At 72.0% G+C, this 25,783-nt stretch carries 22 protein-coding genes and 1 pseudogene; 16 read left to right on the forward strand and 7 right to left on the reverse strand.

Features of this window, described 5'->3' with window-relative positions; genetic code table 11:
- Positions 1-95: 95 nt before the first annotated feature.
- On the forward strand, positions 96-1,118 hold the full coding sequence (argF, locus tag ACH4LD_RS05325; RefSeq protein WP_398054441.1) for an ornithine carbamoyltransferase: 1,023 nt from the start codon (positions 96-98) through the stop codon (positions 1,116-1,118).
- A 111-nt stretch (positions 1,119-1,229) separates the two neighbouring features.
- Positions 1,230-2,675 carry an amino acid permease gene (locus tag ACH4LD_RS05330; protein WP_132783250.1) on the forward strand — a complete coding sequence of 482 codons (1,446 nt, stop codon included), beginning with the start codon at positions 1,230-1,232 and terminating at the stop codon, positions 2,673-2,675.
- Here ACH4LD_RS05330 and ACH4LD_RS05335 read toward each other — a convergent pair.
- A complete protein-coding gene (locus tag ACH4LD_RS05335; RefSeq protein ID WP_030645169.1) occupies positions 2,635-3,087 on the reverse strand; it encodes an ATP-binding protein in 453 nt (150 codons plus the stop codon). The two genes, ACH4LD_RS05330 and ACH4LD_RS05335, sit on opposite strands and share 41 nt — an antisense overlap.
- Before the next feature lie 311 nt (positions 3,088-3,398).
- On the opposite strand from ACH4LD_RS05335, the gene ACH4LD_RS05340 reads away from it, so the two are divergent.
- Positions 3,399-4,226 (forward strand): enoyl-CoA hydratase family protein, encoded by an 828-nt coding sequence (locus tag ACH4LD_RS05340; RefSeq protein WP_398054440.1) that lies wholly within the window; start codon positions 3,399-3,401, stop codon positions 4,224-4,226.
- A gap of 6 nt (positions 4,227-4,232) precedes the next feature.
- Entirely contained in the window at positions 4,233-6,500 is a 2,268-nt protein-coding gene (locus tag ACH4LD_RS05345; protein WP_398054439.1) for a bifunctional salicylyl-CoA 5-hydroxylase/oxidoreductase, read from the forward strand.
- 27 nt (positions 6,501-6,527) lie between these two features.
- Here ACH4LD_RS05345 and ACH4LD_RS05350 read toward each other — a convergent pair whose 3' ends face one another.
- Together ACH4LD_RS05350 and ACH4LD_RS05355 are read right to left on the reverse strand one after the other, a co-directional pair.
- Entirely contained in the window at positions 6,528-7,340 is an 813-nt protein-coding gene (locus tag ACH4LD_RS05350) for a PaaX family transcriptional regulator C-terminal domain-containing protein (RefSeq protein ID WP_132783247.1), read from the reverse strand.
- A gap of 15 nt (positions 7,341-7,355) precedes the next feature.
- On the reverse strand, positions 7,356-8,948 hold the full coding sequence (locus tag ACH4LD_RS05355) for an AMP-binding protein (protein ID WP_398054438.1): 1,593 nt from the start codon (positions 8,946-8,948) through the stop codon (positions 7,356-7,358).
- A gap of 206 nt (positions 8,949-9,154) precedes the next feature.
- On the opposite strand from ACH4LD_RS05355, the gene ACH4LD_RS05360 reads away from it, so the two are divergent.
- The 3 genes and pseudogenes from ACH4LD_RS05360 to ACH4LD_RS05370 form a co-directional block, all read left to right on the forward strand.
- A complete protein-coding gene (locus ACH4LD_RS05360; RefSeq protein WP_132783245.1) occupies positions 9,155-10,285 on the forward strand; it encodes an acyl-CoA dehydrogenase family protein in 1,131 nt (376 codons plus the stop codon).
- On the forward strand, positions 10,282-10,680 hold the full coding sequence (locus ACH4LD_RS05365) for a RidA family protein (RefSeq protein WP_398054437.1): 399 nt from the start codon (positions 10,282-10,284) through the stop codon (positions 10,678-10,680). The genes ACH4LD_RS05360 and ACH4LD_RS05365 overlap by 4 nt, the downstream gene beginning before the upstream one ends.
- Before the next feature lie 167 nt (positions 10,681-10,847).
- Positions 10,848-11,267, forward strand: a pseudogene (locus ACH4LD_RS05370) (DUF6299 family protein); the annotation flags it as partial.
- Positions 11,268-11,501: 234 nt separating this feature from the next.
- On the opposite strand, the gene ACH4LD_RS05375 reads toward ACH4LD_RS05370, so the two are convergent.
- On the reverse strand, positions 11,502-12,320 hold the full coding sequence (locus ACH4LD_RS05375; RefSeq protein WP_398054436.1) for a GntR family transcriptional regulator: 819 nt from the start codon (positions 12,318-12,320) through the stop codon (positions 11,502-11,504).
- A 302-nt stretch (positions 12,321-12,622) separates the two neighbouring features.
- On the opposite strand from ACH4LD_RS05375, the gene ACH4LD_RS05380 reads away from it, so the two are divergent.
- The 9 genes from ACH4LD_RS05380 to ACH4LD_RS05420 all read left to right on the forward strand — a co-directional run bounded on the left by ACH4LD_RS05380 (position 12,623) and on the right by ACH4LD_RS05420 (position 22,627).
- Entirely contained in the window at positions 12,623-13,903 is a 1,281-nt protein-coding gene (locus ACH4LD_RS05380; RefSeq protein ID WP_398054435.1) for an extracellular solute-binding protein, read from the forward strand.
- 78 nt (positions 13,904-13,981) lie between these two features.
- Positions 13,982-14,983: a carbohydrate ABC transporter permease gene (locus ACH4LD_RS05385; RefSeq protein ID WP_398054434.1), complete on the forward strand. Its 1,002-nt coding sequence runs from the start codon at positions 13,982-13,984 to the stop codon at positions 14,981-14,983.
- Entirely contained in the window at positions 14,980-15,810 is an 831-nt protein-coding gene (locus ACH4LD_RS05390) for a carbohydrate ABC transporter permease (RefSeq protein ID WP_132783242.1), read from the forward strand. The genes ACH4LD_RS05385 and ACH4LD_RS05390 overlap by 4 nt, the downstream gene beginning before the upstream one ends.
- Positions 15,811-15,818: 8 nt before the next feature.
- Complete coding sequence (locus tag ACH4LD_RS05395) at positions 15,819-17,330, forward strand: glycoside hydrolase family 3 protein (RefSeq protein ID WP_398054433.1); 1,512 nt, start codon at positions 15,819-15,821, stop codon at positions 17,328-17,330.
- 103 nt (positions 17,331-17,433) lie between these two features.
- Positions 17,434-18,465, forward strand: coding sequence for a phytanoyl-CoA dioxygenase family protein (locus tag ACH4LD_RS05400; RefSeq protein WP_398054432.1), 1,032 nt, complete (start codon positions 17,434-17,436; stop codon positions 18,463-18,465).
- Positions 18,462-19,751 carry a DUF6271 family protein gene (locus ACH4LD_RS05405; RefSeq protein WP_398054431.1) on the forward strand — a complete coding sequence of 430 codons (1,290 nt, stop codon included), beginning with the start codon at positions 18,462-18,464 and terminating at the stop codon, positions 19,749-19,751. The genes ACH4LD_RS05400 and ACH4LD_RS05405 overlap by 4 nt, the downstream gene beginning before the upstream one ends.
- Positions 19,748-20,947, forward strand: a complete 1,200-nt coding sequence (locus ACH4LD_RS05410; RefSeq protein WP_398054430.1) for a type III PLP-dependent enzyme — start codon at positions 19,748-19,750, stop codon at positions 20,945-20,947. Before ACH4LD_RS05405 ends, ACH4LD_RS05410 begins: the two co-directional genes overlap by 4 nt.
- A gap of 1 nt (position 20,948) precedes the next feature.
- Positions 20,949-21,452, forward strand: a complete 504-nt coding sequence (locus ACH4LD_RS05415) for a GNAT family N-acetyltransferase (RefSeq protein WP_132783237.1) — start codon at positions 20,949-20,951, stop codon at positions 21,450-21,452.
- Entirely contained in the window at positions 21,452-22,627 is a 1,176-nt protein-coding gene (locus ACH4LD_RS05420; RefSeq protein WP_398054429.1) for an MFS transporter, read from the forward strand. Before ACH4LD_RS05415 ends, ACH4LD_RS05420 begins: the two co-directional genes overlap by 1 nt.
- Before the next feature lie 9 nt (positions 22,628-22,636).
- Here ACH4LD_RS05420 and sbnA read toward each other — a convergent pair whose 3' ends face one another.
- From sbnA to ACH4LD_RS05435, 3 genes are read right to left on the reverse strand one after another with little or no spacing between them, the layout of a single operon-like run.
- Positions 22,637-23,659 carry a 2,3-diaminopropionate biosynthesis protein SbnA gene (gene sbnA, locus ACH4LD_RS05425; RefSeq protein ID WP_398054428.1) on the reverse strand — a complete coding sequence of 341 codons (1,023 nt, stop codon included), beginning with the start codon at positions 23,657-23,659 and terminating at the stop codon, positions 22,637-22,639.
- 37 nt (positions 23,660-23,696) lie between these two features.
- A complete protein-coding gene (gene sbnB, locus ACH4LD_RS05430; protein WP_132783234.1) occupies positions 23,697-24,767 on the reverse strand; it encodes a 2,3-diaminopropionate biosynthesis protein SbnB in 1,071 nt (356 codons plus the stop codon).
- Positions 24,764-25,768 (reverse strand): TauD/TfdA family dioxygenase, encoded by a 1,005-nt coding sequence (locus tag ACH4LD_RS05435; protein ID WP_398054427.1) that lies wholly within the window; start codon positions 25,766-25,768, stop codon positions 24,764-24,766. The genes sbnB and ACH4LD_RS05435 overlap by 4 nt, the downstream gene beginning before the upstream one ends.
- Between the last annotated feature and the right edge of the window lie 15 nt (positions 25,769-25,783).

Genomic DNA, 25,783 nt, shown 5'->3' on the forward strand with positions numbered 1-25,783 from the left:
CGCAGTACGAGAGCGCGGTACGAGATCGCATAGAAATGTGAAGGGTCGTATAGACTTCCAGTGTCCCCTGTAGTCATACATCTGGAGCGCCCCCCATGGCGACAGTCCCGACCGCCCTCGCCGGCCGCCACTTCCTCAAGGAGCTCGACTTCACCGAGGAGGAGTTCCGCGGCCTGGTCGAGCTGGCCGCCGAGCTGAAGGCCGCCAAGAAGGCCGGGACCGAGACCCCCTACCTGCGGGGCAGGAACATCGCGCTGATCTTCGAGAAGACCTCGACGCGCACCCGCTGCGCGTTCGAGGTCGCCGCCGCCGACCAGGGCGCCCACACGACCTACCTCGACCCCTCGGGCTCGCAGATCGGGCACAAGGAGTCGGTCAGGGACACCGCGCGCGTGCTGGGCCGGATGTTCGACGGCATCGAGTACCGGGGCGACAGCCAGGCCAAGATCGAGGAACTGGCCGCGTACGCCGGCGTGCCCGTCTACAACGGCCTCACCGACGACTGGCACCCCACCCAGATGCTCGCCGACGTGCTCACCATGACCGAGCACAGCGCCAAGCCGCTGCGGAAGATCGCCTTCGCCTACCTCGGCGACGCCCGCTTCAACATGGGCAACTCCTACCTGGTCACCGGCGCCCTGCTCGGCATGGACGTACGGATCGTCGCCCCGAAGGCCTACTGGCCCGCCCAGGAGATCGTCGACCGCGCCCACGAGCTCGCCGCGACCAGTGGTGCCCGCGTCACCCTCACCGAGGACATCGCCGAGGGCGTCCTGGGCGCGGACTTCGTCGCCACCGACGTCTGGGTCTCCATGGGAGAGCCCAAGGAGGTGTGGGACGAGCGGATCACGGCCCTCGCCCCCTACGCCGTGACCATGGACGTCCTCCACGCCACCGGCAACCCGGACGTGAAGTTCCTGCACTGCCTGCCGGCCTTCCACGACCTCGGCACCACCGTGGGGCAGCAGATCCACGAGACCCACGGCCTGGCGTCGCTGGAGGTGACGGACGAGGTCTTCGAGTCCGCCCACTCGATCGTCTTCGACGAGGCCGAGAACCGCCTGCACACCATCAAGGCGGTGCTGGTCGCCACACTCGGCCGGGAAACCCTTGCCTGACCCGCCTCACCTGGCACTATCCTGACCCGCGGCCCCGAGCCACCCCTTCTCGGAGCCGACGCCGCGCCCCTATGACGGGCGCCCGCACCACCAGAAACGAGCACCACCCGCATGCCCGCTCCCCGCATCAAGTCCCCGCACCTGCTCGTCGCCGAATCCGGAGCCGACCGCGAGGGACACGGCCTGAAGCGCACCATGGGCCTCTTCCAGCTCATCTGCTTCGGCGTCGGCGCCATCGTCGGCACCGGCATCTTCGTCGGTCTCTCCGACTCCGTCGCACAGGCCGGTCCCGCCGTCGTCATCTCCTTCGTCCTCGCCGCGCTGACCTGCGTCTTCACCGCCTTCTCCTTCGCGGAGCTGGGCGGCGCCATCCCGGTCTCCGGCTCCTCGTACTCCTTCGCCTACGCGGGCCTCGGCGAGTCCACCGCCTTCCTGGTCGGCTGGTGCCTGCTGCTGGAGTACGGCATCTCCATCTCCGCCGTCGCCGTCGGCTGGAGCGAGTACGTCAACGAACTGCTGCACAGCCTCACCGGCCTCCAGCTGCCGGCCGCCCTGTCCGCGGGACCGGGCGACGGCGGCCTCGTCAACCTCCCCGCCGTGCTCGTCATCGCCATGGCCTCCGTGCTGCTGGTGCGCGGGGTGCGCGAGAGCGCCCGGGCCACCGCCGCCATGGCCGCCGTGAAGCTCGTGATCCTCCTCGCCTTCTGCGCCATCGGCTACAGCGCCTTCAAGCACGGCAACCTCACGCCGTTCTCCCCGGCCGGCCTCGGCGGCATCGGCGCGGGCACCACCGCCGCGTTCTTCTCCTACATCGGCTTCGACGCGATCACCACCGCCGGCGAGGAGGCGAAGAACCCGCGCCGGGACATCCCGGTCGCGATCATGGTGTGCATGGGGCTCGTGACGCTGCTGTACTGCGCGGTCGCGCTCGCCGCGATCGGCGCCATCGGCGGCGACCAGGTCGCCGGCCGCCCCGCCGCCCTCTCCTACGTCGTCAACGAGGTCACCGGCTCCACCGTCGGCGGCGGTGTCATCGCCTTCGGCGCGGTCGTCGCCATCGCCTCCGTGGTCCTCGCCGTGATGTACGGCCAGACCCGCATCCTGATGTCGATGTCCCGGGACGGCCTGATCCCGCGCGTCTTCGAGAAGGTCAGCCCGAAGACCTCCACACCGGTCGCCGGCACCCTGATCGTCGCGGTCGTCTTCGCGCTCCCGGCGGCCTTCGCCTCCCTGGACGCCGTGATGAACCTGTGCACCATCGGCACGCTCGCCATCATGGCCGTCGTCAACATCGTGGTGATCGCCCTGCGCCGCCGCGAACCGGGCCTCTCCCGCAGCTTCCGGGTGCCGCTCTACCCGGTGGCCCCGCTGCTCGGCGTCGCCTTCTGCCTGTACCTGATGTACGAGACCGGCTGGCGGACGTGGATCCAGTTCGCCGTGTTCCTCGCGGTGGGCCTGCTGGTCTACGCCGGCTACGGCCGCCGGCACTCCACGCTGGCGCGGCCGGCAGCCGAGGTCACGCCGGCCGGCGCTGAGCGGGAACCACAGGCAGTCTGAACCACACCGCCTTGCCCGACGGGGTGGGGCGGTGCCCGCAGGACGAGCTGAGGGCGCGGATCAGCAGCAGCCCGCGCCCGCCCTCCTGCCAGACGTCGGGCTCCTCGATCACGGGCCGGGTCAGGTGCCCGGGCGGCGCCGGGTCCGGGTCGTGCACCTCGACCTGGCAACCGGTCGGCGCCAGCTCCACCACCAGCTCTATCGGGCCGCGCCCGGCGGTGTGCTCCACCGCGTTGGCCACCAGCTCGGCCGTGAGCAGCTCCGCCGTGTCGCAGTCGGCCACGTGCTCCACCTCGGTGAGGGCCGTGCGCACCAGGGCGCGCGCCACGGGCACCGCCGCCGCGGTGTGCGGCAGCGCGATGCGCCAGGAGGCCGATTCGGCGGGGCGTTCGTGCAAGGCGAGTCCGTTCATGGAGCAGGCTGTCCTGCTTTCCGACTGTAGGAATGGTACGGGCCCGGCCACTGAAGGCCGTCGCCGGGCTGCGTCCGGGAACCCCCGGGCCCCGGCACCGGGCGACCTACCCACGCGAACGGCCCGCCTCGCCCGCGCGTCCGCACTGTTACGGCGCTGTCGACAACCGGTGACCGATGCGACGGGACGCGGCCGGTCACGGCAGGCGCGCCGACGGGCATGTCGCGCTCTGCTGACGGCAGTCACAAATGAGTGATAACTTCATGGGGTAGAGCAACGTACGGCACCGCCGCGCTAGGAGGCCGCACGTCATGAGTCCCTTCACCGGCTCCGCCCCCCGCACCGCCGACTGGGCACACCTGCGGGTCGGGATCGCCGACGGGGTGGCCACCGTCACCCTCGCCCGCCCCGAGAAACTCAACGCGCTCACCTTCGGCGCCTACGCCGACCTGCGCGACCTGCTCGCCGAGCTGTCCCGGGAACGCGCGGTGCGCGCCCTCGTCCTGGCCGGCGAGGGCCGCGGCTTCTGCTCCGGCGGCGACGTCGACGAGATCATCGGCGCCACGCTGGCCATGGACACGGCCCAGCTGCTCGACTTCAACCGGATGACCGGCCAGGTCGTCCGGGCGATCCGCGAATGCCCGTTCCCGGTGATCGCGGCGGTGCACGGCGTTGCCGCCGGCGCGGGCGCGGTCCTCGCCCTGGCGGCCGACTTCCGGATCGCGGACCCCTCGGCCCGCTTCGCCTTCCTCTTCACCCGGGTCGGCCTGTCCGGCGGCGACATGGGCGCGGCCTACCTGCTGCCCCGGGTCGTCGGCCTCGGTCACGCCACCCGGCTGCTGATGCTGGGCGAGCCGGTGCGGGCCCCCGAGGCCGAGCGCATCGGCCTGATCAGCGAGCTCGCGGAGGAGGGCCGGGCGGACCAGAAGGCCGCCGAACTGGCCCGCCGCCTGGCCGAGGGCCCGGCCCTCGCCCACGCCCAGACCAAGGCGCTGCTCACGGCCGAGCTGGACATGCCCCTGGCGGCCGCGGTGGAACTGGACGCCTCGACCCAGGCCCTGCTGATGAACGGCGAGGACTACGCGGAGTTCCACGCGGCCTTCACGGAGAAGCGCCCGCCGAAGTGGCGGGGGAGGTGAGGTCCGGTGCGCGTGGCGATCATCGGCGGCGGTCCCGGCGGACTCTACGCCGCCGCCCTGCTGAAACGCCTCGACCCCGCCCGCGACGTCACCGTCTGGGAACGCAACGCCCCCGATGAGACCTTCGGCTTCGGCGTGGTCCTCTCCGACGAGACCCTCGGCGGCATCGAACACGCCGACCCCGTCGTCCATGAAGCCCTGCGGCGGGACTTCGTGCGCTGGGACGACATCGACATAGTGCGCCGCGGCACACGGCACCGCTCCGGCGGCCACGGATTCGCCGCGCTCGGCCGGCACCGGCTGCTGGAGATCCTCCACACGCGCTGCCGCTCCCTGGGCGTGGAGCTGCGGTTCTCCACCGAGGCGCCACCCGTCGACCGGCTCTCGGCGGACCACGACCTCGTCATCGCCGCCGACGGTGTGCACAGCACCACCCGGGAGACCTACTCCGATGTGTTCCGCCCCCAGGTGACCGATCACCACTGCCGCTACATCTGGCTCGCTGCCGACTTCCCCTTCGACGCCTTCCGCTTCGAGATCGCCGAGACGGAACACGGCGTGATGCAACTGCACGGCTACCCCTACGCGGCGGACTCCTCCACCGTGATCATCGAGATGCGCGAGGAGGTCTGGCGCGCGGCGGGATACGACGAACTCACCCCGCAGGAGTCCGTCGAACGCTGCGCCAAGGTCTTCGCCGACGCGCTCGGCGGACGCCCCCTGCGCTCCGGCAAATCCGCCTGGACCACCTTCCGAACCGTGGTCAACGAGCGCTGGTCGCACGGCAACGTCGTCCTCCTCGGCGACGCCGCCCACACCGCCCACTTCTCCATCGGCTCCGGCACCAAGCTCGCCGTCGAGGACGCCCTCGCCCTGGCCGCCTGTCTGACGGAGCAGCCGGACGTGCCCGGCGCGCTGGCGGCCTACGAGGAGGAGCGCAAGCCCGTCGTCGCCTCCACGCAGCGGGCCGCGCGGGCCAGCCTGGAGTGGTTCGAGAACCTGCGGCTGTACCTGGGCCAGCCGCCCCGCCAGTTCGCCTTCAACCTGCTCACCCGCAGCCGCCGGGTCACCCACGACAACCTCCGGCTGCGCGACGCCCGCTTCACCGAGGCCGTCGAGCGCGAGTTCGGCTGTCCGCCCGGCACGCCCCCGATGTTCACACCGTTCCGGCTGCGCGGCCTCACCCTGCGCAACCGGGTCGTCGTGTCACCGATGGACATGTACTGCGCCACCGACGGGGTCCCCGGCGACTTCCACCTCGTCCACCTGGGCGCGCGCGCCCTCGGCGGGGCCGGCCTCGTGATGACCGAGATGGCGTGCGTCAGCGAGGAGGGCCGTATCACCCCCGGCTGCGCCGGCCTCTACACCGGCCGGCAGGCCGAGGCGTGGCGGCGCGTCACCGACTTCGTGCACCGCCAGGCCCCGGGCGCCGCGATCGGCGTACAGCTCGGGCACTCCGGCCGCAAGGGCTCCACGAAGCTGATGTGGGAGGGCATCGACGAGCCGCTGCCCAGCGGCAACTGGCCCGTCGTGGCCCCCTCCCCGTTGCCGTACAAGCCGGGCAGCCAGATACCGCGCCGGCTCTCCCGCGCCCAGCTCACCGACATCCGCGAGCAGTTCGCGGCGGCCGCCTGGCGGGCCGCCCGGGCCGGCTTCGACCTGCTCGAACTGCACTGCGCCCACGGCTATCTGCTCTCCGGTTTCCTGTCCCCGCTCACCAATCACCGCACCGACGCCTACGGCGGCTCCCTGGAGAGGCGGCTGCGGTTCCCGCTGGAGGTCTTCGACGCCGTCCGCGCGGTGTGGCCGGGCGAGCGGCCGATGACGGTGCGGATCTCGGCGACCGACTGGGCGGAGGGCGGGACGACCGCCGAGGACGCCGTCGAGATCGCCCGCGCCTTCGTCGCGCACGGCGCCGACGCCATCGACGTCTCGACGGGGCAGGTGGTGGCCGAGGAGCGCCCGGAGTTCGGGCGGTCGTACCAGACGCCGTTCGCCGACCGGATCCGGCAGGAGGTCCGTGTCCCGGTGATCGCGGTCGGCGCGATCTCCTCGTGGGACGACGTCAACTCGCTGATCCTGGCGGGCCGCGCGGACCTGTGCGCGCTGGCCCGGCCGCACCTGTACGACCCGCACTGGACCCTGCACGCGGCGGCCGAACAGGGCTACGAGGGACCCGGCGCGGTCTGGCCCGCCCCCTACCGTGCGGGCAGCCGGCGCCCGCGCACCGGCCGCACCGACGCCCCCCGCCCCCGCCTCTCCCTCAACGGCTGAGACCCACCGCCCGTGGAACGCCGGGTGTCACAGCCCGGCGAACTCCGCGCCCGCGTCGCGCAGTCGTTCGTGCAGGCGGCGGAAGACCTGGGCCGAGCGGACGCCCGGCCAGTTCGCCGGGAGGAGGTGGGTGGGCAGGCCCGGGTCGGTGTAGGGGAGGTGGCGCCAGGAGTCGAGGGCGAGGAGGTAGTCGTGGTACGCCTCCTGGGGCGGGGTGCCGGGCCGGCGCTCCCAGGCCTGGAGCACGGGCGCGTGCGCGTCCAGGAAACGCTCGTGCTCCTTGGCGATCGCGGCCAGGTCCCACCAGCGGCCCACCGCCTCGGCCGTGGCCGCGAAGCCCAGGTGCTCGCCGCGGAAGAAGTCCACGTACGCGTCCAGGCGCAGTCGCCGCAGGGTGTGCTCCGTCTCCTCGTACAGCCGGGCCGGGGCGATCCACACCCCGGGGGCCGCCGTGCCGAAGCCCAGTCCGGCCAGCCGGGAGCGCAGCACGTGCCGCTTCTGCCGCTCCGACTCCGGGACCGAGAACACCGCGAGCACCCAGCCCTCGTCCGCGACGGGCGCGCCCGCGTAGATGCGCCGGTCGCCGTCCTCCAGCAACTGCCGTGCCTCCGCGGAGAGTTCGTATCCCGCCGCGCCGGACTCGGTGCGGGCCGGTGACAGCAGGCCGCGCCGTTTGAGCCGGGACACCGAGGAACGTACGGAGGGAGCGTCCACGCCGACCGCGGCCAGGAGCCGGATCAGCTCGGCGACGGGCACCGGGCCGGGCATGAAGCGGCCGTACGCGCCGTAGAGCGTGACGATGAGGGACCTGGGGGCGTGCTGCTCGGACACGTTGATCATTTTAGGTCGTCGGCATCACTGCTGGTCACCTCCGGTGCGCAGCTTGAACCGCTGCAGCTTGCCGGTGGCCGTGCGGGGCAGCGCGTCGACGAAGACGAACTCGCGCGGGCACTTGTAGGGCGCCAGCTGGGAGGTGAGGAACGCGCGCAGGGCCGCCGGGTCGCGCCGGGCCCCGGCGCGCAGCACCGTGTAGGCGATCGCCACCTGGCCGCGGGCCTCGTCGGGGCGGCCCACGACCGCCGTCTCGGCCACGTCCGGATGGCGCAGCAGGGCCTCCTCCACCTCCGGGCCCGCGATGTTGTACCCGGCGGATATGATCATGTCGTCGGCGCGGGCCACATAGCGGAAGTAGCCGTCGGCCTCGCGGACGTAGGTGTCGCCGGTGATGTTCCAGCCGCCCCGGACGTAGTGCCGCTGCCGGGGATCGGCGAGGTAACGGCAGCCGACCGGGCCGCGTACGGCCAGCAGGCCGGGCTCGCCGTCGGGCACGGGCCTGCCGGCGGCGTCCTGGACGCGCGCCTGCCAGCCCGGCACCGGCAGGCCCGTGGTCCCGGGCCGGATCCGCTCGTCGGCGGCGGAGATGAAGATGTGCAGCAGTTCCGTGGCGCCGATGCCGTTGATGACCCGCAGGCCCGTGCGCTCGTGCCAGGCCCGCCAGGTGGCCGTCGGCAGGTTCTCGCCGGCCGACACACAGCGCCGCAGGGACGACACGTCGTACGTGTCCAGTTCCTCCAGCATGGCGCGGTAGGCGGTCGGCGCGGTGAACAGGACCGAGACGCGGTGCTCGGCTATCGCGGGGAGCAGTTGCCGGGGGCCCGCCTGTTCGAGGAGCAGGGCGCTGGCGCCGGCCCGCAGCGGGAAGACCACCAGCCCGCCGAGGCCGAAGGTGAAGCCCAGCGGGGGACTGCCGGTGAAGACGTCGTCCCGCCGGGGGCGCACCAGGTGCCGGGAGAACGTGTCGGCTGCCGCCAGCACATCCCGGTGGAAGTGCATGCACCCTTTCGGGCGACCCGTCGTGCCGGAGGTGAACGCGATCAGGGCGACGTCGTCGGAGGCGGTGTCCACCGCCGGGTAGGGGTCCGCGGGGGCCGGCCGGCGCAGCAGGTCGTCGGGGGTGTCACCGCCGTACGTGGTGATCCGCAGCCCGGGTACCGCGGCCTTCGCCAGGTCGTCCACCACCCGGATGTCGCACAGCGCGTGCCCGACCCGGGCGATCTCGCACAGGGTCGCCAGCTCGTACGGGCGCTGCTGGGCCAGCACGGTGACCGCGATCGCGCCCGCCTTCAGCACGGCCAGCCAGCAGGCGGCGAGCCAGGGCGTGGTCGGGCCGCGCAGCAGCACGCGGTTGCCCGGGACCACGCCCAGGGTGCCGGTGAGCACGTGTGCGATGCGGTCGACCCGCGCGCGCAGCTCTCCGTACGTCCAGGTGGGGCCGTCCGGGGTGTGGAACACCGGGCGGCCCGGGTCGGCGTGGTCCAGGAGTTCGGCGGCGCAGTTGAGCCGGTCGGGGTACCGCAGCTCCGGCAGGTCGAACCGCAGCTCGGGCCACTCGTGCGGCGGGGGCAGATGGTCGCGCGCGAAGGTGTCGACGTGGGCCGAGCGATGCATGGCGGCCGCCCCCTTGCCGTGGCAGAGGTCCGCGACATCCGGGACGGATGTCCGGACGGGCTTCCTGGTGGGCTCGCGCTCCCCCAGAGGGGGACCCCCAGCGTATCGTGTTGATGACGGCAGTCAACTGTGCGCGATAACGTCGGGCGGTGGGCAGGGAAGGGCGTGGGGACGGCCCAGGGCCCGCCCCGGAGGGAGGACCGGCTGTGTCCGCATTCTCACTCGGACCGGAGCAGACCGCCTGGTGTGCCGAGCTGCGCGAGCTGGCCGCCGAACGGCTGCGCCCGCTCGCCGATCGAGGTGAACCCGGCCGCGTCAACCGGCCGCTCCTCGCCGAACTCGGCCGGCTCGGCCTGCTCGCGCGGCTGTTCGACTCCGGTGCGCTGGACCTGTGTCTGATGCGGGAGTCCCTGGCCCAGACCTGCACGGAGGCCGAGACCGCCCTCGCCCTCCAGGGGCTCGGCGCCCACCCGGTGCACGCGCACGGCACCCCGGCCCAGCGGGAGCGCTGGCTGCCCCGGGTCGCCGACGGCAGCGCGGTGGCGGCCTTCGCGCTCAGCGAGCCCGGCGCCGGCTCGGACGCGGCGGCGCTCACCCTCGCGGCCGAGCCGGACGGCGACGGCTGGCGGCTCACCGGCGCCAAGTGCTGGATCTCCAACGCCCCCGAGGCCGACTTCTACACCGTCTTCGCCCGCACCACGCCCGGCGCCGGCGCCCGCGGGGTGACCGCCTTCCTCGTCCCCGCCGACCGGCCCGGACTCACCGGCAGTCCGCTGGAGATGATCTCGCCGCACCCCATCGGCGCCCTCGGCTTCGACGCCGTGCCGGTCACCCCCGGCGATCTGCTCGGCGAGCCCGGCCGCGGCTTCGCCGTCGCCATGGGCACCCTCAACCTCTTCCGCCCCAGCGTCGGCGCCTTCGCGGTCGGCATGGCCCAGGCCGCGCTGGACGCCACCGTGGACCACACCAGCCGGCGCGAGGCCTTCCACGGGAGACTGATGGACCTCCAGGCCGTGTCCCACCAGGTCGCCGAGATGGCCCTGCGCACGGAGGCGGCCCGGCTCATGGTGTACGCGGCCGCCGCGGCCCACGACGCCGGTGCCGCCGACGTGCCCCGGCGTGCCGCGATGGCCAAGCTGCTCGCCACGGAGACCGCGCAGTACGTCGTCGACACCGCCGTCCAGTTGCACGGCGCCCGCGCCCTGCGCCGCGGCCACCTCCTCGAACACCTCTACCGCGAGGTGCGCGCGCCCCGCATCTACGAGGGCGCGAGCGAGGTCCAACGCGGCATCATCGCAAAGGACTTGTACGCCACGGCACAGAAGGAGGCACGGTGACGACCGAGCGCGTCAACCCGCCCGGACTGTCCCCGCCCACGGGCTTCTCGCACGCCGTCGTCGCGACCGGCTCCCGCGTGGTGTTCCTCGCCGGGCAGACCGCCCTGGACGCCGACGGCAAGATCACCGGCGACACGCTGCCCGAGCAGTTCACGAAGGCTCTCGGCAACCTCCTCGCCGCCCTGTGCGCGGCCGGCGGCACCCCCGCCGACCTCGCCCGGGTCACCGTCTACGCCACGGACGTCGCCGCGTACCGCGCCCACGCGCGGCAACTCGGCCGGATCTGGCGGGAGTCGGCGGGCCGCGACTATCCGGCGATGGCCGTCGTGGAGGTCGTACGCCTGTGGGACGAGCGGGCGCTGGTGGAGCTGGACGGGTTCGCCGTACTGCCGTAGCCGGGCCGGGGGCGTGGTGCCGGACGCTGCCGTGACCGGCCGGACCCTGCCGTGAGCGGCCCGGACGGTGTCATGACGCGCCACCGAAGGAGTGACGGTCACGCCCGCCGACCCGGCCGCCCGGTACCAGTGGAAGCCCTCGAACCCCTGGAACCCGGAGGTATCCCATGCCCCTACGCCCCGTCGTCGCCACGACCCTCGGCGCCGCCGCCTTGCTGTGCGCCGCCGTCGGCCCGGTCGCCGCCGACCCCTCCGAGCTGATCACCGTGGACCACGTCGGCCGGATCACGGCCGACGGCACGGTGACGCTCTCCGGCACCTACCGCTGCACCGGCGGCACCGGACCGGTGCTCGTCAGCTCCTCGGTCAGCCAGGGCGACCCCGGCCTTCACCACGGCATCGGCGGCAGCGTCGCCCAGTGCGACGGCGCGGAACACCGGTGGGAGCACTCCGGCAAGGCCTCTCCGGAAGTGCTGAAGGAGGGGGCGGCGCGGGTGGAGGCCACCCTGACGGAGCTGCGTCCCTCCGGCATCATCGTGCTGCCGTCGTTCCACGCGGTCTCGCACCAGGACATCGAGCTCGCCCGGTCCGACGCGCCCTCGGCGCCGGCGAAGTCCTCGGCCAAGTCGTCATCGAAGGCGCCGGCGAAGTCTTCGGGCAAGTCGTCCCCGAAGGCGCCGGCGAAGTCTTCGGGCAAGTCGTCCCCGAAGGCGCCGGCGAAGACCTCGGCCAAGTCGTCACCCGAGGCGCCGGGCAAGTCGTCGGCGAAGACACCCGCCGCGCCCGTTCGCTGATCCGCGGCTCCGCCCGCGTCCCCTGCTTCAGACGCGGCCGGTCCCGTCCGGGTCCGGCGGGGCCGTCCTGCGCCGGACCACCGGGGCGCCCGGCCGGCGCAGGGCGGCCACGAACTTGTAGCGGGAACCCCGGTACACCGAGCGCACCCACTCCACCGGGGTGCCCGCCGCGTCCCGCGAGTGCCGGGACAGCAGCAGCATCGGCAGCCCCACGTCGGTGCCGAGCAACTGCGCCTCGCGCGGGGTCGACAGCGAGGTCTCGATGGTCTCGTCGGCCTCGGCGAGATGGACGCCGTGCACCTCGGCGAGCGCGGTGTAGAGCGAGGGGTACGTGGCGAGGGACCGGCGCAGGCCGGGGAAGCGGCGGACGGACAGATGGGTCGTCTCGATCGCCATCGGGTCGCCGCTGGCCAGCCTCAGCCGCTCGATGCGCAGCACCTTCTCGCCGATCCCGATGCCCAGCAGGCCCGCCAGCTTCTCGTCCGCCGGCACCTCCCCGATGTCGAGCGTCTGCGAGGCCGGTGTGAGGCCCTGGGCCCGCATGTCCTCGGTGTGCGAGGTGAGTTGCAGCGTACGGTACAGCTTGGGCTGGGCGACGAAGGTCCCCTTGCCCTGGATCCGGTCGAGCCGGCCCTCGCCCACGAGTTCCTGGAGCGCCTGCCGGACGGTGGTCCGCGAGGTGTCGAACCGGACGGCGAGCAGACGTTCCGCGGGCATGGCCGAGCCGGGCTGCAGCGCCTCGGCCATGGAGAGCAGTTGCTGCTTGATCCGGTAGTACTTCGGCACGCGCGCGGTGCGGCCGGACGCCCCCCTGTGCGGCTGGGCGCTGCTGACGTCGGTGGTCATGCCTGCCTTCCCGGCTGTGTCGACGGTCTCCCGTTATAGCGACCAACTGCCCTATGGTCTAGTCCAACTGAACGGTCCGGGCGAAAGGGACGGAATGTGGACGGACGCGCTCCGGTGACTTTCTCGTAACGGCCCGGACCGGCTTTCCGAACCACCCTTGACACTCCAAAAGGTCTAGGCCAAGCTCCACCGTACTGGTCTACACCATTAGTGGCCAGGTCCCGAGCCCTACGTGCAACAGCGTCGTACGCAGGTCACCGCCGAGGGCGTGGGGGGTTAGTGGCATCCCTGAGGAGGGTGGCGTGAAGCGCAAGCTTGCGGCCGCGATCGTGATCGCGGGCATGATGGTGTCCGTGTCGGCGTGCGGCGGGGACGACGGCGACGACAGCGGCAAGAACGCGGGACCGGACAGCTTCAAGGGCCAGACCCTGACGGTCTGGGCCATGGACGGCTCCACGCCGGACCAGTGGGTCAAGGACGTCACGGCCGCGTTCGAGAAGAAGACCGGCGCGAAGCTGAAGTTCGAGACGCAGAAGTGGGACGGGATCCAGCAGAAGATCACCACCGCCCTCTCCGAGTCCAACCCGCCGGACGTGCTGGAGGTCGGCAACACCCAGACCCCGGCCTACGCGGCCACCGGCGGCCTCGCCGACCTGAGCGACCTGAAGAAGGAGATCGGCGCCGACTGGACGCCGTCGGTCTCCCAGTCCTCCGTCTACGACGGCAAGCAGTACGCCGCCCCCTGGTACTTCGCCAACCGCATCGTCATCTACAACAAGAAGATCTGGGCCAAGGCCGGCATCAAGGACACCCCGAAGACCCGGGACGAGTTCTTCAAGGACCTGGAGACCATCGGCAAGAAGACCGACGCCGAGCCGATCTACCTGCCCGGCCAGAACTGGTACTTCTTCGACGGCCTGACCATCGGCCAGGGTGCCGACCTGGTGAAGAAGGAGGGCGACAAGTACGTCTCCAACCTCGGTGACCCGAAGGTCGCCAAGGCCATGGAGATCTACAAGAAGTACGCCTCCTACTCCAAGGCCCCCAAGGACAAGGACGAGGCCACCCCGCAGCAGGCCGAGGTCTTCGCCAAGGGCAAGACCGGCGCCTTCATCGGCATGGGCTGGGAGGCCGGTACGGCCGTCACCGCCAACAAGGCCATCGAGAAGGACCTCGGCTACTTCACCATCCCCGGCGAGACCGCGGACAAGCCCGAGGGCGTCTTCCTCGGCGGCTCCAACCTCGCCGTCGCCGAGGGCAGCAAGAAGCAGGCCCTGGCCAAGGAGTTCCTGAAGATCGCCCTGTCCGACCAGTACGAGGGCGAGCTGGCCAAGCTCAACGGCGTCATCCCGAACAAGCAGTCCCTGGAGTCCAACCTCAAGGGCAACGCCGTCGCCGAGGCCGCCGCCCCCGGTGCCGCCGTCGGTGGCACCACCCCGCTGATCCCCGAGTGGGGCGCGGTGGAGAACAACCCGAACCCGATCAAGTCGTACATGACGGCCGTGCTGAACGGCAAGTCCCCGGCGGACGCCGCCAAGCAGGTCGAGGGCGAGATCAACAAGCGCCTGGCCCAGCAGAACTGATGACCGCGCCGGGGGCGCCGCGCCGGCGCCCCCGGCTCACCAGTGTCGTCCGTACGGCCACGGAAGAGATGGCAACTCATGTCAGTGCAGACCGAAGGCACGGACACGGCCGGGGAGCCCGCTGTCCGCAAGGCCGGGGTACCGGCCCCGCCGCGCGGTGACAGCCGCACCACCGGCGCCCCGTCCCGGCGCCGAACCGCCGCCGCCCCCTACCTGCTCCTGCTGCCCGCGCTGCTGGCCACCCTGGTGCTGCTCGGCTGGCCCCTGGTCAAGAACGGCCTGCTGTCGTTCCAGAATCTCAACCCGCGCCAGCTCATCCAGCACCTCACCGAGTGGAACGGCGTCGACAACTACCAGGAGGTGCTCAGCGGCGGGGACTTCTGGCGCGTCGTCGAGCGCTCCGTCTTCTTCACCGCCGTCAACGTCGCACTGATCATGGTGCTCGGGACCCTGGTCGGCCTGCTGCTGGCCCGGCTCGGCAGCAAGATGCGGCTGCTGCTGATGATCGGTCTCGTCCTCGCCTGGGCCATGCCGGTCATCGCGGCCACCACCGTCTACCAGTGGCTGTTCGCCCAGCGCTTCGGCGTCGTCAACTGGGTGCTGGACAAGCTCGGCTGGCACTCCATGGCCGACCACAACTGGCTCCAGACCCAGTTCTCCACCTTCGCCGTGATCACCCTGCTCCTCGTCTGGCAGTCCATACCCTTCGTGGCGATCAACCTCTACGCCGCGACCACCACGATCCCCCGGGAGCTGTACGAGGCGGCCTCCCTGGACGGCGCCGGAGCCTGGAAGAGCTTCACCTCGGTGACCCTGCCCTTCCTGCGGCCCTTCCTGTACGCCACGACCTTCCTCGAAGTCATCTGGATCTTCAAGGCGTTCCCGCAGATCTTCGCGATGAACGAGGGCGGCCCCGACCACCTCACCGAGACCCTGCCGATCTACGCCTACGTCGAGGGCGTCGGCAACCAGCACTTCGGAGTCGGCGCCGCCATCTCCTTCCTGACCATCCTGGTCCTGCTCGTCATCACCTCGTACTACCTGCGCATGGTGCTCAAGCAAGAGGAGGACGAGCTGTGAAGCGCTCGCTCTTCGGCCGCTTCTGGCCCAACGCGACCGCCGTCGTCCTCTTCGTCGGCTTCGTGTTCCCCGTGTACTGGATGTTCGCCACGGCCTTCAAGCCGACCGGCGACATCATCTCCGAGGACCCGGTGTGGTTCCCGACCGACGCCACCCTCGAACACTTCAAGAAGGCCGTCGACGCCGACCACTTCTGGACGCTGGTCGTCAACTCCGTCACCGTCACGGTCCTGTCGGTCGTCTTCTCGCTCGTCATCGCCCTGTTCGCCGCCTTCGCCCTCGCGCGGATGCGGTTCAAGGGCCGGCGCGGCCTCATCGTGACGTTCATGCTGGCGCAGATGGCCCCCTGGGAGGTCATGATCATCGCCATCTATCTGATCGTCCGGGACAACGACATGCTCAACAGCCTGGTCCCGCTCACCGTCTTCTACACGGTGATGGTGCTCCCGCTGACCCTCCTCACGCTGCGCGGCTACGTCGCCGCCGTGCCCAAGGAGCTGGAGGAGTCGGCGATGATCGACGGCTGCACCCGCACCCAGGCCTTCGTCAAGGTGATCTTCCCGCTGCTCGCGCCCGGTCTGATGGCGACCTCGCTGTTCGGCTTCGTCACCGCCTGGAACGAGTTCCCGCTCGTCCTGATCCTCAACAAGGACATCGAGAAGCAGACCCTGCCGCTGTGGCTGTCCCAGTTCCAGACCGCCTTCGGCGACGACTGGGGCGCCACCATGGCCGCCTCGTCCCTGTTCGCGCTGCCCATCCTGATCCTCTTCATCTTCCTGCAACGCAAGGCTGTCAGCGGTCTGACCGACGGCGCCGTGAAGGGATGACGCCCCCGATGACCACCATCGCCACCACCGCGTCAGGCAGCGGCTCCGCCGCGGGCGACGCCCTGACCCGGGACGCCCTCGCGGTGCTGCAACCCGGGTTCGACGGCACCACCGCGCCCGACTGGGTGCGCCGCCGCATCGGCGAGGGCCTGGCCTCCGTAGCCCTGTTCGGCCGCAACGTCGTCAGCGAGGAGCAGGTCACCGCCCTCACCCGGCAGTTGCGCGCCGAACGCGACGACCTGCTGGTCGCCATCGACGAGGAGAGCGGCGACGTCACCCGCCTCGACGTGCGCACCGGCTCCTCCTTCCCCGGCAACCACGCCCTCGGCGCCGTCGACGACCCGGACCTCACCCGGGCCGTCTCCCGCGAACTGGGCCGGCGCCTGGCCGCCTGCGGCGTCACCTTCGACTGGGCGCCCTCCGCCGACGTCAACGCCAACCCCGACAACCCCGTCATCGGCGTCCGCTCCTTCGGCACGAGCCCCGACCTGGTGGCCCGGCACACCGCCGCCTGGGTCGAGGGCCTGCAGTCCACCGGCGTCGCCGCCTGCACCAAGCACTTCCCCGGCCACGGCGACACCAACGTCGACTCCCACCACGCCGTACCCCGCATCGACGTCGACGCCGACACCCTGTACGCGCGCGAACTGCCCCCGTTCCGCGCGGCCATCGCCGCCGGCACCCGGGCGATCATGAGCGCCCACATCCTCGTCCCGGCCTTGGACCCCGACCGCCCCGGCACCCTGTCCCGGCGCGTCCTCACCGACCTGCTGCGTGACGAACTGGGCTACCAGGGCCTCATCGTCACCGACGGCATGGAGATGCGGGCGATCGCCGGCACCTACGGCCTGGAGCACGGCGTGGTCCTCGCCATCGCCGCCGGCGCCGACGCCATCTGCGTGGGCGGGGGACTGTGCGACGAGGGCACCGTGCTGAAGCTCCGGGACGCCCTCGTGGCCGCCGTACGCTCCGGGGAACTGCCCGAGGAACGGCTCGCCGACGCGGCGGCCCGGGTCCGTGACCTGGCCGCCTGGACCGTCGCCGCCCGCGGCGACGCGGGCAGGACCCCGGCCGACCCGGAGATCGGCCTGGTCGCGGCCCGCCGCGCGCTGACCGTGACGCGTGCGGGCGCCGCGGCACCGGTCACCGGACCGGTGTACGTCGCCCAGTTCAACCCCGCGCCGAACATCGCCGTCGGCGACCAGACCCCCTGGGGCGTCGCCGACGAACTGGAGCGGCTGCTGCCCGGCAGCGCCTCCGGCTCCTTCACCGGCGACGGTGCCGGTGCCGCCGTCCTCGCCGCGGCCGAGGGCCGCCGGATCGTCGCCGTGGTCCGCGACGAACACCGGCACGACTGGATGCGCTCCGCGCTCGACACCCTGCTCGCCGCCCGGCCCGACACCGTCGTGGTCGAGATGGGCCTGCCCCAGGCCCCGCCGCGCGGCGCCCTGCACATCGCCACCTACGGCGCCGCCCGGGTCTGCGGTGTGGCCGCGGCCGAGGCCGTCCTCGCGGGCTGACCCGACGGGCTCACCGGCCGCCCGCCGCAGCGGGCGGCCCACTCGATCGTGCTGTTTTCCCGGATCTCCACCGCACTTCGTGTTCCAGTTCCAGAGGAATCGCATGCAGACGCCCCACCCCTTCCTGCACCGCGCGGCGACCGGCCGCCCCTACTTCAGCGCCGACGGCGAGACCTACCTCGCCCCGACCCCCCTGCGCGACCTCCAGAAGACCCAGCCGCTGCGCGTGCTGTCCGAGGAGGACTTCGCGTTCTGGCAAACGTACGGCTACGTCGTCGTGCGCGAGGCCATCACCCCCGGCGAGGCCAAGGAACTCCTGGACTTCGCCTGGGACTTCCAGGGGCTCGACCCCGACCGCCCCGACACCTGGTACGAGGAGCCGGAGTTCCGCTCCGAACTCGACCGGCACCTGTTCATCTACGGCTTCGTCGAGGCCTACCACCACCAGCTCATCTGGGACAGCCGGCAGAACCAGCGCGTCTACGACGCCTTCGTGGACGTCTGGGACAGCCCGGAACTGTGGGTCACCCTGGACCGCCTCAACCTCAACCCGCCGAACAAGCTCACCCGGTCGCGCTCCCACATCGAACCCACCGACGAGGGCTTCGACATCGAGCTGCACTGGGACGTCGACACCACCCTCGCCGTCCTGCCGCAGCGGGTGCAGGGCATCATCGCGCTCACCGACACCCGCCCCGAACTCGGCGGCTTCCAGTGCGCGCCCGAACTCTTCCGCCGCTTCGAGGAGTGGCGTCTCGCCCAGCCGTCCGGCCGCGACCCGGTCCGCCCCAACACCGACCGCGCCGAGTTCCCGGTGGTGCGCCCCGAACTCCAGGCCGGCGACCTGCTGATCTTCAACGGGCTGCTCGCCCACGGCGTCGCGCCCAACGTCTCCGACAACGCTGTCAGAGCCGTCCAGTACCTGTCGATGATGCCCGCGCTGGAGGAGCACACGGCCCTGCGCGACTCCCGCGTGGAATCCTGGCGCACCCTCGCCACCCCCGACTGGAACGCCACCCTGCTCGGCGACGCCCGCGAGCCCGAAGCCCTCCGCTACGGTCCCGCCGAACTGAACGACCTGGGACGCAGGCTGCTCGGCCTCGACCCCTGGGCCGCCGCGGAAGGTGCCCGGTGAACCGCGTCTGCCTCACCCTGCCCACCAACCGGGCCTGCTCCGCCACCATCACCGCCCTGCACGCGGAAGCCGCCCACGCCGCCCGGCACTTCGGCGCCGAGATCGAGCTGCTGATCCTGGACTCCGCCGACGAACGCACCCGGACCGAGCACACCCGCACGGTCGCCGCCCTGCCCGCACACCAGGGCGTGACCGTCCGCCACCACGACGAGGAGGCCCAGCGGGACTTCCTGCGCCGGGTCATCCGGAAGGCGGGCCTGCCCGAGCCGGAGCGGCTGCTGCGCCTCATGCTCCCGCCCGCCGTCTCCTACGGCGCCTGCACCAACCGCGCCTTCCTGCTGGCCGCCGCCCTCGGCTGCGACTCGGTGCACCGCCGCGACTCCGACAGCACCTACCAACTCCACTCCGGCCGACCGGTGTTCCCCGTCCACCACGAGCTGCCCTGGCTCGGCCGCCCCGCCGCCGAGGCCTCGGCCGCCGTCACCCGCACCGACCTCGACCCGGCGCTGGCCCACCGCCCGGTCTCCCTGGCCGGAGCCTCCTTCATCGGCGAACTCTCCGTGGACATCGGCGAGATACGACGCCTGGACGAGGCGGTCTACCACGACGTGGTCGGCCTCTGGGCACCCGGCGACTGGCCCGAGGACCGCAGGCGCGCGCTGGTCGAGGAGTCCTTCACCGGCGCGGGCACCACCGCCTTCACCGGGGACCACTCCACCCTCACCCTGGTCGACCCCATGCGCGTCGACATGTGCAACGTCGCCTTCGACCGCGCGGTGTACGAGCGCGTCCCCCTCCCGCCCGCCACCGACACCATCGGCAGCGACTACTTCCTCCTCCACCTCGTCCACGACGCGGGCCTGCCCGGCATCCTCCACAACCGCCACATCGAGAACTTCCACACCCCCGAACGCCGCACCGACACCGGCTTCCCGGCCTACCAGCGCCGCTTCGTGAAGTTCCTGCTGTCGATGCTGTACTTCCACGACGTGTACGACCGGATGGCGGCCGAGGGCGCGGGCCTGCTGGACGAGCGGCAGCGGGTCCGCCCCGACCGGATCGTGGGCTTCCTCCGCGAGAGCACGGGTCTGGACCGGGCCGAGAACATCTGGCGCCTGGACCGGGTGGACACGGCGTACCGCAAACTGGGCGGCCGGTACGCGAGGTTCGCGGACCAACTCTGGGCGGAACGCGAAGGGTTACTCGACCAGGCCGAACGGGACATTGAAGACTTCGCTCACTTGACCGAATGCTGGCCGGTACTGATCAGGGCGGCCCGCACATGAGCGCCCCGAAGGAGCGCGGGGAACGGCGCGATCAACCACAACGAACCCGCACCAGCACCACGGACCGCCTCCTCTACGACCTCACCGGCATAGAGCACCAGTACGACACCCTGTTGAGCGAGCTGCCCGGAACACACATCCGCTTCGCCCTCAAGGCCTGCCCAGTGGACGAGGTCCTGCGCTGCCTGACCGCCAGAGGCGCAGGCTTCGACGCGGCGAGCCCCGCCGAGATCGAGCAGGCCCTCCGCGCGGGCGCGCACCCCGACCACATCCACTACGGCAACACCATCAAGTCCGACCACGACATCGCGGAGGCCCACCGCCTGGGTGTCCGCACGTTCGCCACCGACAGCGTCGAGGACGTCACCGCCGTCGCCGCGCACGCGCCCGGCGCCCGGGTGTTCTGCCGCCTCGCCACCAGCGGGGACGGCGCCCTGTGGGGCCTGAACCGCAAGTTCGGGTGCGCACCGGACGACGCCGTCCGCGTCCTGGGCGCGGCCCGCGCCGCCGGCCTGGTCCCGGCGGGCCTGTCCGTGCACGTCGGCTCCCAGCAGATGACCGGCGAGGCATGGCAGCAGGCCCTGGACACCCTCGCCGGAACCCTGACGGCGCTGGCCGGGCGGGGGATCGTACCCGACCATGTGAACCTCGGCGGCGGGCTGCCCGCGCTCGGCTACCTCGACCGGCGCGGCGACCTCCTCGACCCGCCGCTGGACAAGATCTTCACCGTGCTCCGCGAGGGCATGGAACGCCTGAACGCGCTGGCCGCCGCCCCGCTCGGCTTCGTGCTGGAGCCGGGGCGTCACCTGGTCGCCGACCACGGCGTGATCCACGCCCACGTGGTCCGGCTGACCGAACGGACGCAGCCGGACGGCGGGCGGACCCGCTGGCTGTACCTGAGCGTGGGCAAGTACAACGGCCTGTACGAGATGGACCAGGTCACCCACCCGCTGGTCTTCCCGGGACGGGAGACGGAGGAGCACGTCCCCGCGATCGTCGCCGGACCCACCTGCGACAGCGACGACGCGTACGGCGAGGGCCGGTACCCGGTGCGCGTGCCCCGGTCCGTCGGCTCCGGCGACCCGGTCCGGATCCTCGCCGCCGGCGCCTACGCCAGCAGTTACATGACCCAGGGGTTCAACGGCATCCGCCCGCTGCCGGCCGAGTGCACCCGTGGCCAGGAAGGACACCACTGAGATGACAGGCCTCATACGGGGCATCACCGAGGCCGACTGGCCCGAGGTCGCCGCCCTGGAGGCCGGGGCGTACGCGGACACCTCGCTCACCGAGGGCGAGGCCGCCCTGCGGTCCCGGGTCTCGTCGGGCACCGGCTTCGTCCTGGACCTCGACGGCCGGATCGCGGGCTACGTCCTCGCCCTGCCGTACCCGCGGCTGCGCTGTCCCGACCTGACCGGCCCGGAACGGGTCGCCCACCACGCCACCAACCTCCATCTGCACGACCTGGTCGTCAGCGCGCCGCTGCGGCGCCGGGGCCTGGGCACCCGGCTGGTCCGGCACCTCACGGACACCGCCCGCGCCCGGGGCTTCGCGACCATGTCGCTGGTCGCGATCGCCGGCAAGGAACCCTTCTGGCGGGCCAACGGCTACCGCCCCCACCACGAGGCGCGGGTGCCGGCCGGCTACGGCAGCGGCGCGGTGTACATGTCGGCACAGCTCGCGGCCCTGCGGAAGGCGAGCTGATGACCGCACCGTCCTTCCGGCGCGCCAAGTGGTCGATCGCGGCGCTGTTCTGCTTCCTCGGCTTCCAGTACGGCACCTGGGTGTCCCGGCTGCCCGCGCTGAAGACCCGGCTGGACCTGGGCGCCGGCGAGGTGGGGCTGCTGCTGATGGCCTGCGGGGCCGGAGCGGCGGCCTCCTTCCCGCTGGTCGCCGTCCTGATGCGGCGGCTCGGCTCCCGCCTGCTGTCCCTCCTGTCCGCCGCGGCCCTGATCGGGGTCCTGGCCGCCCTGTCGGTCGTACCGGACTACCCGCTCGCGCTGCTGGCCGTGTGCGCCGACGGTGTCGCGGTCGGCTGCCTCAACGTGGCCATGAACGCGCAGGGCGCCGCGCTGGAGAGCACCCACGGGCGTACGGCCATGTCCCAGCTGCACGCCACCTTCAGCGGCGGGCTGCTCGCCGCCGCCCTGCTGACCTCCGGCGTGACCACGCTGACCGCGTCCGTACCGGCGCACTTCGCCGTGGCCGGGATCCTGTTGCTGCTCCTGCTCGCCGGCGCCCGCCCGGGGCTGCTGACCCACCGGGAGCCGGACGCCGCGGCCCCGGAGGGACCGAAGCGCCGTGGCCGCCGGGGCCTGCCCTCCGGCACGACCCTCCTCATGGGCTGCGCCATGGCCTTCGGCACGATCACCGAGGGCGCGATGAACGACTGGTCGACGCTCTACATGAAGGACGTAGTGAAGGCGTCGGCGACCGTCGCCCCGCTCGGCATCGCGGTCGTCTCCGTGATGATGCTGCTGGCCCGCGCCTGGGCGGACCGCTGGCGCACCCGCTGGGGCGACGGACGCGTGGTGCGGGCCGGCAGCGCGGTGGCCGCCGTGGGCCTCGCCCTCGCGTTGCTCACCGGGGGAGTGGTGCCCACACTGCTCGGCTTCGCCTGCGTCGGCCTCGGCGCGGCGGCCGTCACCCCGTGCGTGTACGTGGCGGCGGCCGGCCGTGGCGCGGACGCGCTGGCGCTGGTCGCCGCGATGGGCACCACGGGCCTGCTGGCCGGTCCCGCCCTGATCGGCTTCGTCGCCGGCGCGGCGAACCTGACGGTGGGCATGGCCACGGTGGCGGCCTCCGCACTGATCGTCACGGCGACCGCCTTCCGGATCCCGTGGCCGGCCCCCGCTCCGGAACCGGAGCCGGTCGGCTGACGCGGGTCGCTACGCTCCTCGGTGGTGCCCCGGCGCGCGTGACGCGGAGTTCTCCTCCCAGGCGGTGTGGATCTGGGCGGAGTCCAGCAGGTGCTCGCCGTAGAGATCCTGCAGCCAGTTGCTCTGGTAGATGGTGTCGAGGTAGCGCTCGCCGAGGTCGGGGGCTATCGCCACCGCCGTGAGGTCACGGGTGCCGTGCCGGGCCAGCCAGTCCGTCGCGGCGCTCACCACGGTGCCCGTGGAGCCGCCGAACAGGAAGCCCCGTCGGGCCAGCCGGTGGCAGGTGCGGATGGTGTCCGCCTCCTCCACCCGGATCACCTCGTCCACGTACTCCTCGTCGAGCAGCGGGGGGCGCATGCTCATGCCCAGGCCCGGGATCATCCGGCGGCCGGGCGTGCCGCCGAAGGCCACCGAGCCCACGCTGTCCACGGCGACGATCCGCACCGGCCGGTGCCACTTGCGGAAGTAGCGGGCGCAGCCCATCAGCGTCCCGGCGGTGCCCGTCCCGACGAACAGCACGTCCAGGCGCGGGAAGTGGACGGCGATCTCCGGTGCCGTCGTGCGGAAGTGCGCCCGCCAGTTGCCCGCGTTGGTGTACTGGCTGAGCCACACGTAGCGGTCGTCGGACGCGCACAGCGAGCGGACGTATTCGAGCCGCGTGCCCAGGAAGCCGCCGCCCGCGTCCAGGTCGGTCACGACGTGCACGTGGCTGCCGAGGGCTTCCATCAGCAGTTTCGTCGACAGGTTGCACCGGGAGTCCGTCACGCACAGGAACCGGTAGCCCTTGCTGGCGGCGATCATGCTGAGCGCGACGCCCAGGTTTCCGGACGAGGACTCCACGAGGATGGAATCCGGCGTCAGGGATCCTTCCCGCTCGGCGCTCTCCACCATCTCCTTCGCGGCCTTCAGCTTGATGGAGCCGGCGAAGTTGAAGCCCTCGCACTTGAGGTAGAGGCGGTGTCCGAATATCGATTCCAGATCGATGAAGAGACTTCCTTCGTTGAAGGCGTGGGGAGCGGAGATGACGGGCACGGCAGGCCTCCTGGTCCCAGGGCTGAGGGCGACGGCCTCAGCCGTACCGGCGCAGATCGTGGAAGAAGTCGTCGATGAGGCGGAGTTCTCCCGCCCTGGCCACTTGGTCGTAGACGTACTTGCCGACGGCCAGGTCGAGGACGCCCAGGCCGAAGGGCGAGAAGATCACCGGCTGGTCGCCGGGCGGGGCGGCCCGTCCTTGCAGCACGTCGTACAGGGTCCCGTTGAGGAAGTCGCGGTTCCCGGTGCGCTGCTCGACCAGGTGCGGGGAGGTGTCCGCCTTCAGGCAGTGCTCCACGTCGTCCACGAAGTTCGCCGAGGCGAGCAGGATCTCGGGCGCGAGGTCGCGCAGCGACACGTGCAGCACCAGGGGGTTGTGGGCGAACCAGCCGGGGGCCGTGACATGGGGCCGGCCGGCGACGGTGGCGAAGACCACGAGGTCGCTGGAGCGGACCAGGTCCTCGGCGCTGTCGTGGACGGTGACCTCACCGGTGGCGCCCGCCTGGCGCAGGTAGCCGCAGAAGCCGGCGGTGCTGTCGGGGGACAGGTCGTGCACGCCGACGGCGTCGAAGGTCCAGCCGGAACCGGCCAGGAACGTGTGGATGTACCGGGCGATCAGGCCGGTGCCGAAGAACCCGACACGGCGGGGGCGGCTCCGGGTCCGGCTGAGCCAGTCGGCCGCCAGCGCCGCGGAGGCCGCGGTCCGGGTGGCGCTGATGACGGAACTCTCCAGGCACGCGAACGGGTAGCCCGTGTCGTGGTCGTTGAGGATCAGCACCGCGGAGGCCCGGGGCAGCCCCGTCCGTACGTTGTCGGGGAAGCTGGAGATCCACTTCAGGCCGTCCACCCGCGCGGGGCCGCCGATGGAGGCGGGGAGCGCGATGATCCGGGCCGTCGGACGGTCGGGGAAGCGCAGGAAGTACGAGGGCGGGTTGACCGAGTCCCCGGCACCGTGCAGCCGGTAGGTGGCCTCCACCAGGTCCACCAGCTCCTGCTCGCGCCCGCCGAGGGCCTGCTCCACCTGCTTGCCGGAGATCACCGCGAAGGAGGGCGCCGATCCCGGGTGGGGCGTGTCCGCCTCGGTGGCGGTCGACAGCATGTCGGTCATCGACGGCTCGCCTCCCCCGTCGGGCAGGAGTCGGCCAGGCGTCGCGGCTCGGCCATGCCGACCAGCACCTGCCGGTCGCCCGTGAACGCCTCCCGGCTGTGCGCCGAGCCGATGTTGTCCACGAGCATCAGGTCACCGGCCTGCCAGGGCTCGCGCCGGGTGTGCTCCTCGTAGGTGGCGTTCAGCAGCTGGACGACGTCCTCGCCGATCGGGCTGCCGTCGCCGTACCGGGTGTTGAACGGCAGGCTGTCGGCGCCGTACTCGTCCACCAGGTACTCGCGCACCTCCGGGGCCAGCGTCCACTCGTTGAGGAACGCGATCTGGTTGAACCAGCACTTCCGGCCGGTGACCGGGTGCCGTACGACGGCGCAGCGGCGCTGCTCGGTGCGCAGCGACCCGTCGTCCTGCCAGCGGAAGTCGATGGCGTTGGCCCGGCAGTACTGCTCGATCGCGGCACGGTCGTCGGTGCCGAACGACTCCGCCAGGGACGCCCCGATCTCCTCGTTGTAGCTGCGGGTCAGAAGCCAGCCCTCCCGCTCGAACCGCTCGGTCAGCTCGGCCGGCAGCGCCCGGAGGACCTGCTCGGCGTCGGCGACCGCGGTCGCCCCGCCCTGCTCGGGCGCGGTCAGGCACGCGAACAGCAGCAGGCCGGGTACCTGGAGCGGGTAACTCAGCTCGTGGTGCATGCACATCGGCTGGTTGGCCGGCCAGGGCATGGAGGAGTACAGGCCGTGGCCGTGGTCCTCCCGGGGGGCGAAGGCCTCCCGCTCCGGCATGAGCGTCCCGGCCAGCCGTGCGAAGACGGCACCGACCTGGTCCGGGTCCTTCAGGCCGAGCCCGCGCACGAGCAGCGCCCCGTGCTCGGTGACCTGTGCCCGCAACGCCTCGCGGTGTTCGGCCGCCCAGCTCGCGACGTCGGCGGGCCGGTCCACGCGCAGCAGCGCTGGTCTGTCCGGCCGCAGCTCCACGTCGAGCGGTGCTGCCAGGGATGAGGACGGCATCTCGGTTTTCCTTTC

This window comes from Streptomyces sp. NPDC017676, from assembly GCF_044329325.1.
Lineage (GTDB): Bacteria > Actinomycetota > Actinomycetes > Streptomycetales > Streptomycetaceae > Streptomyces.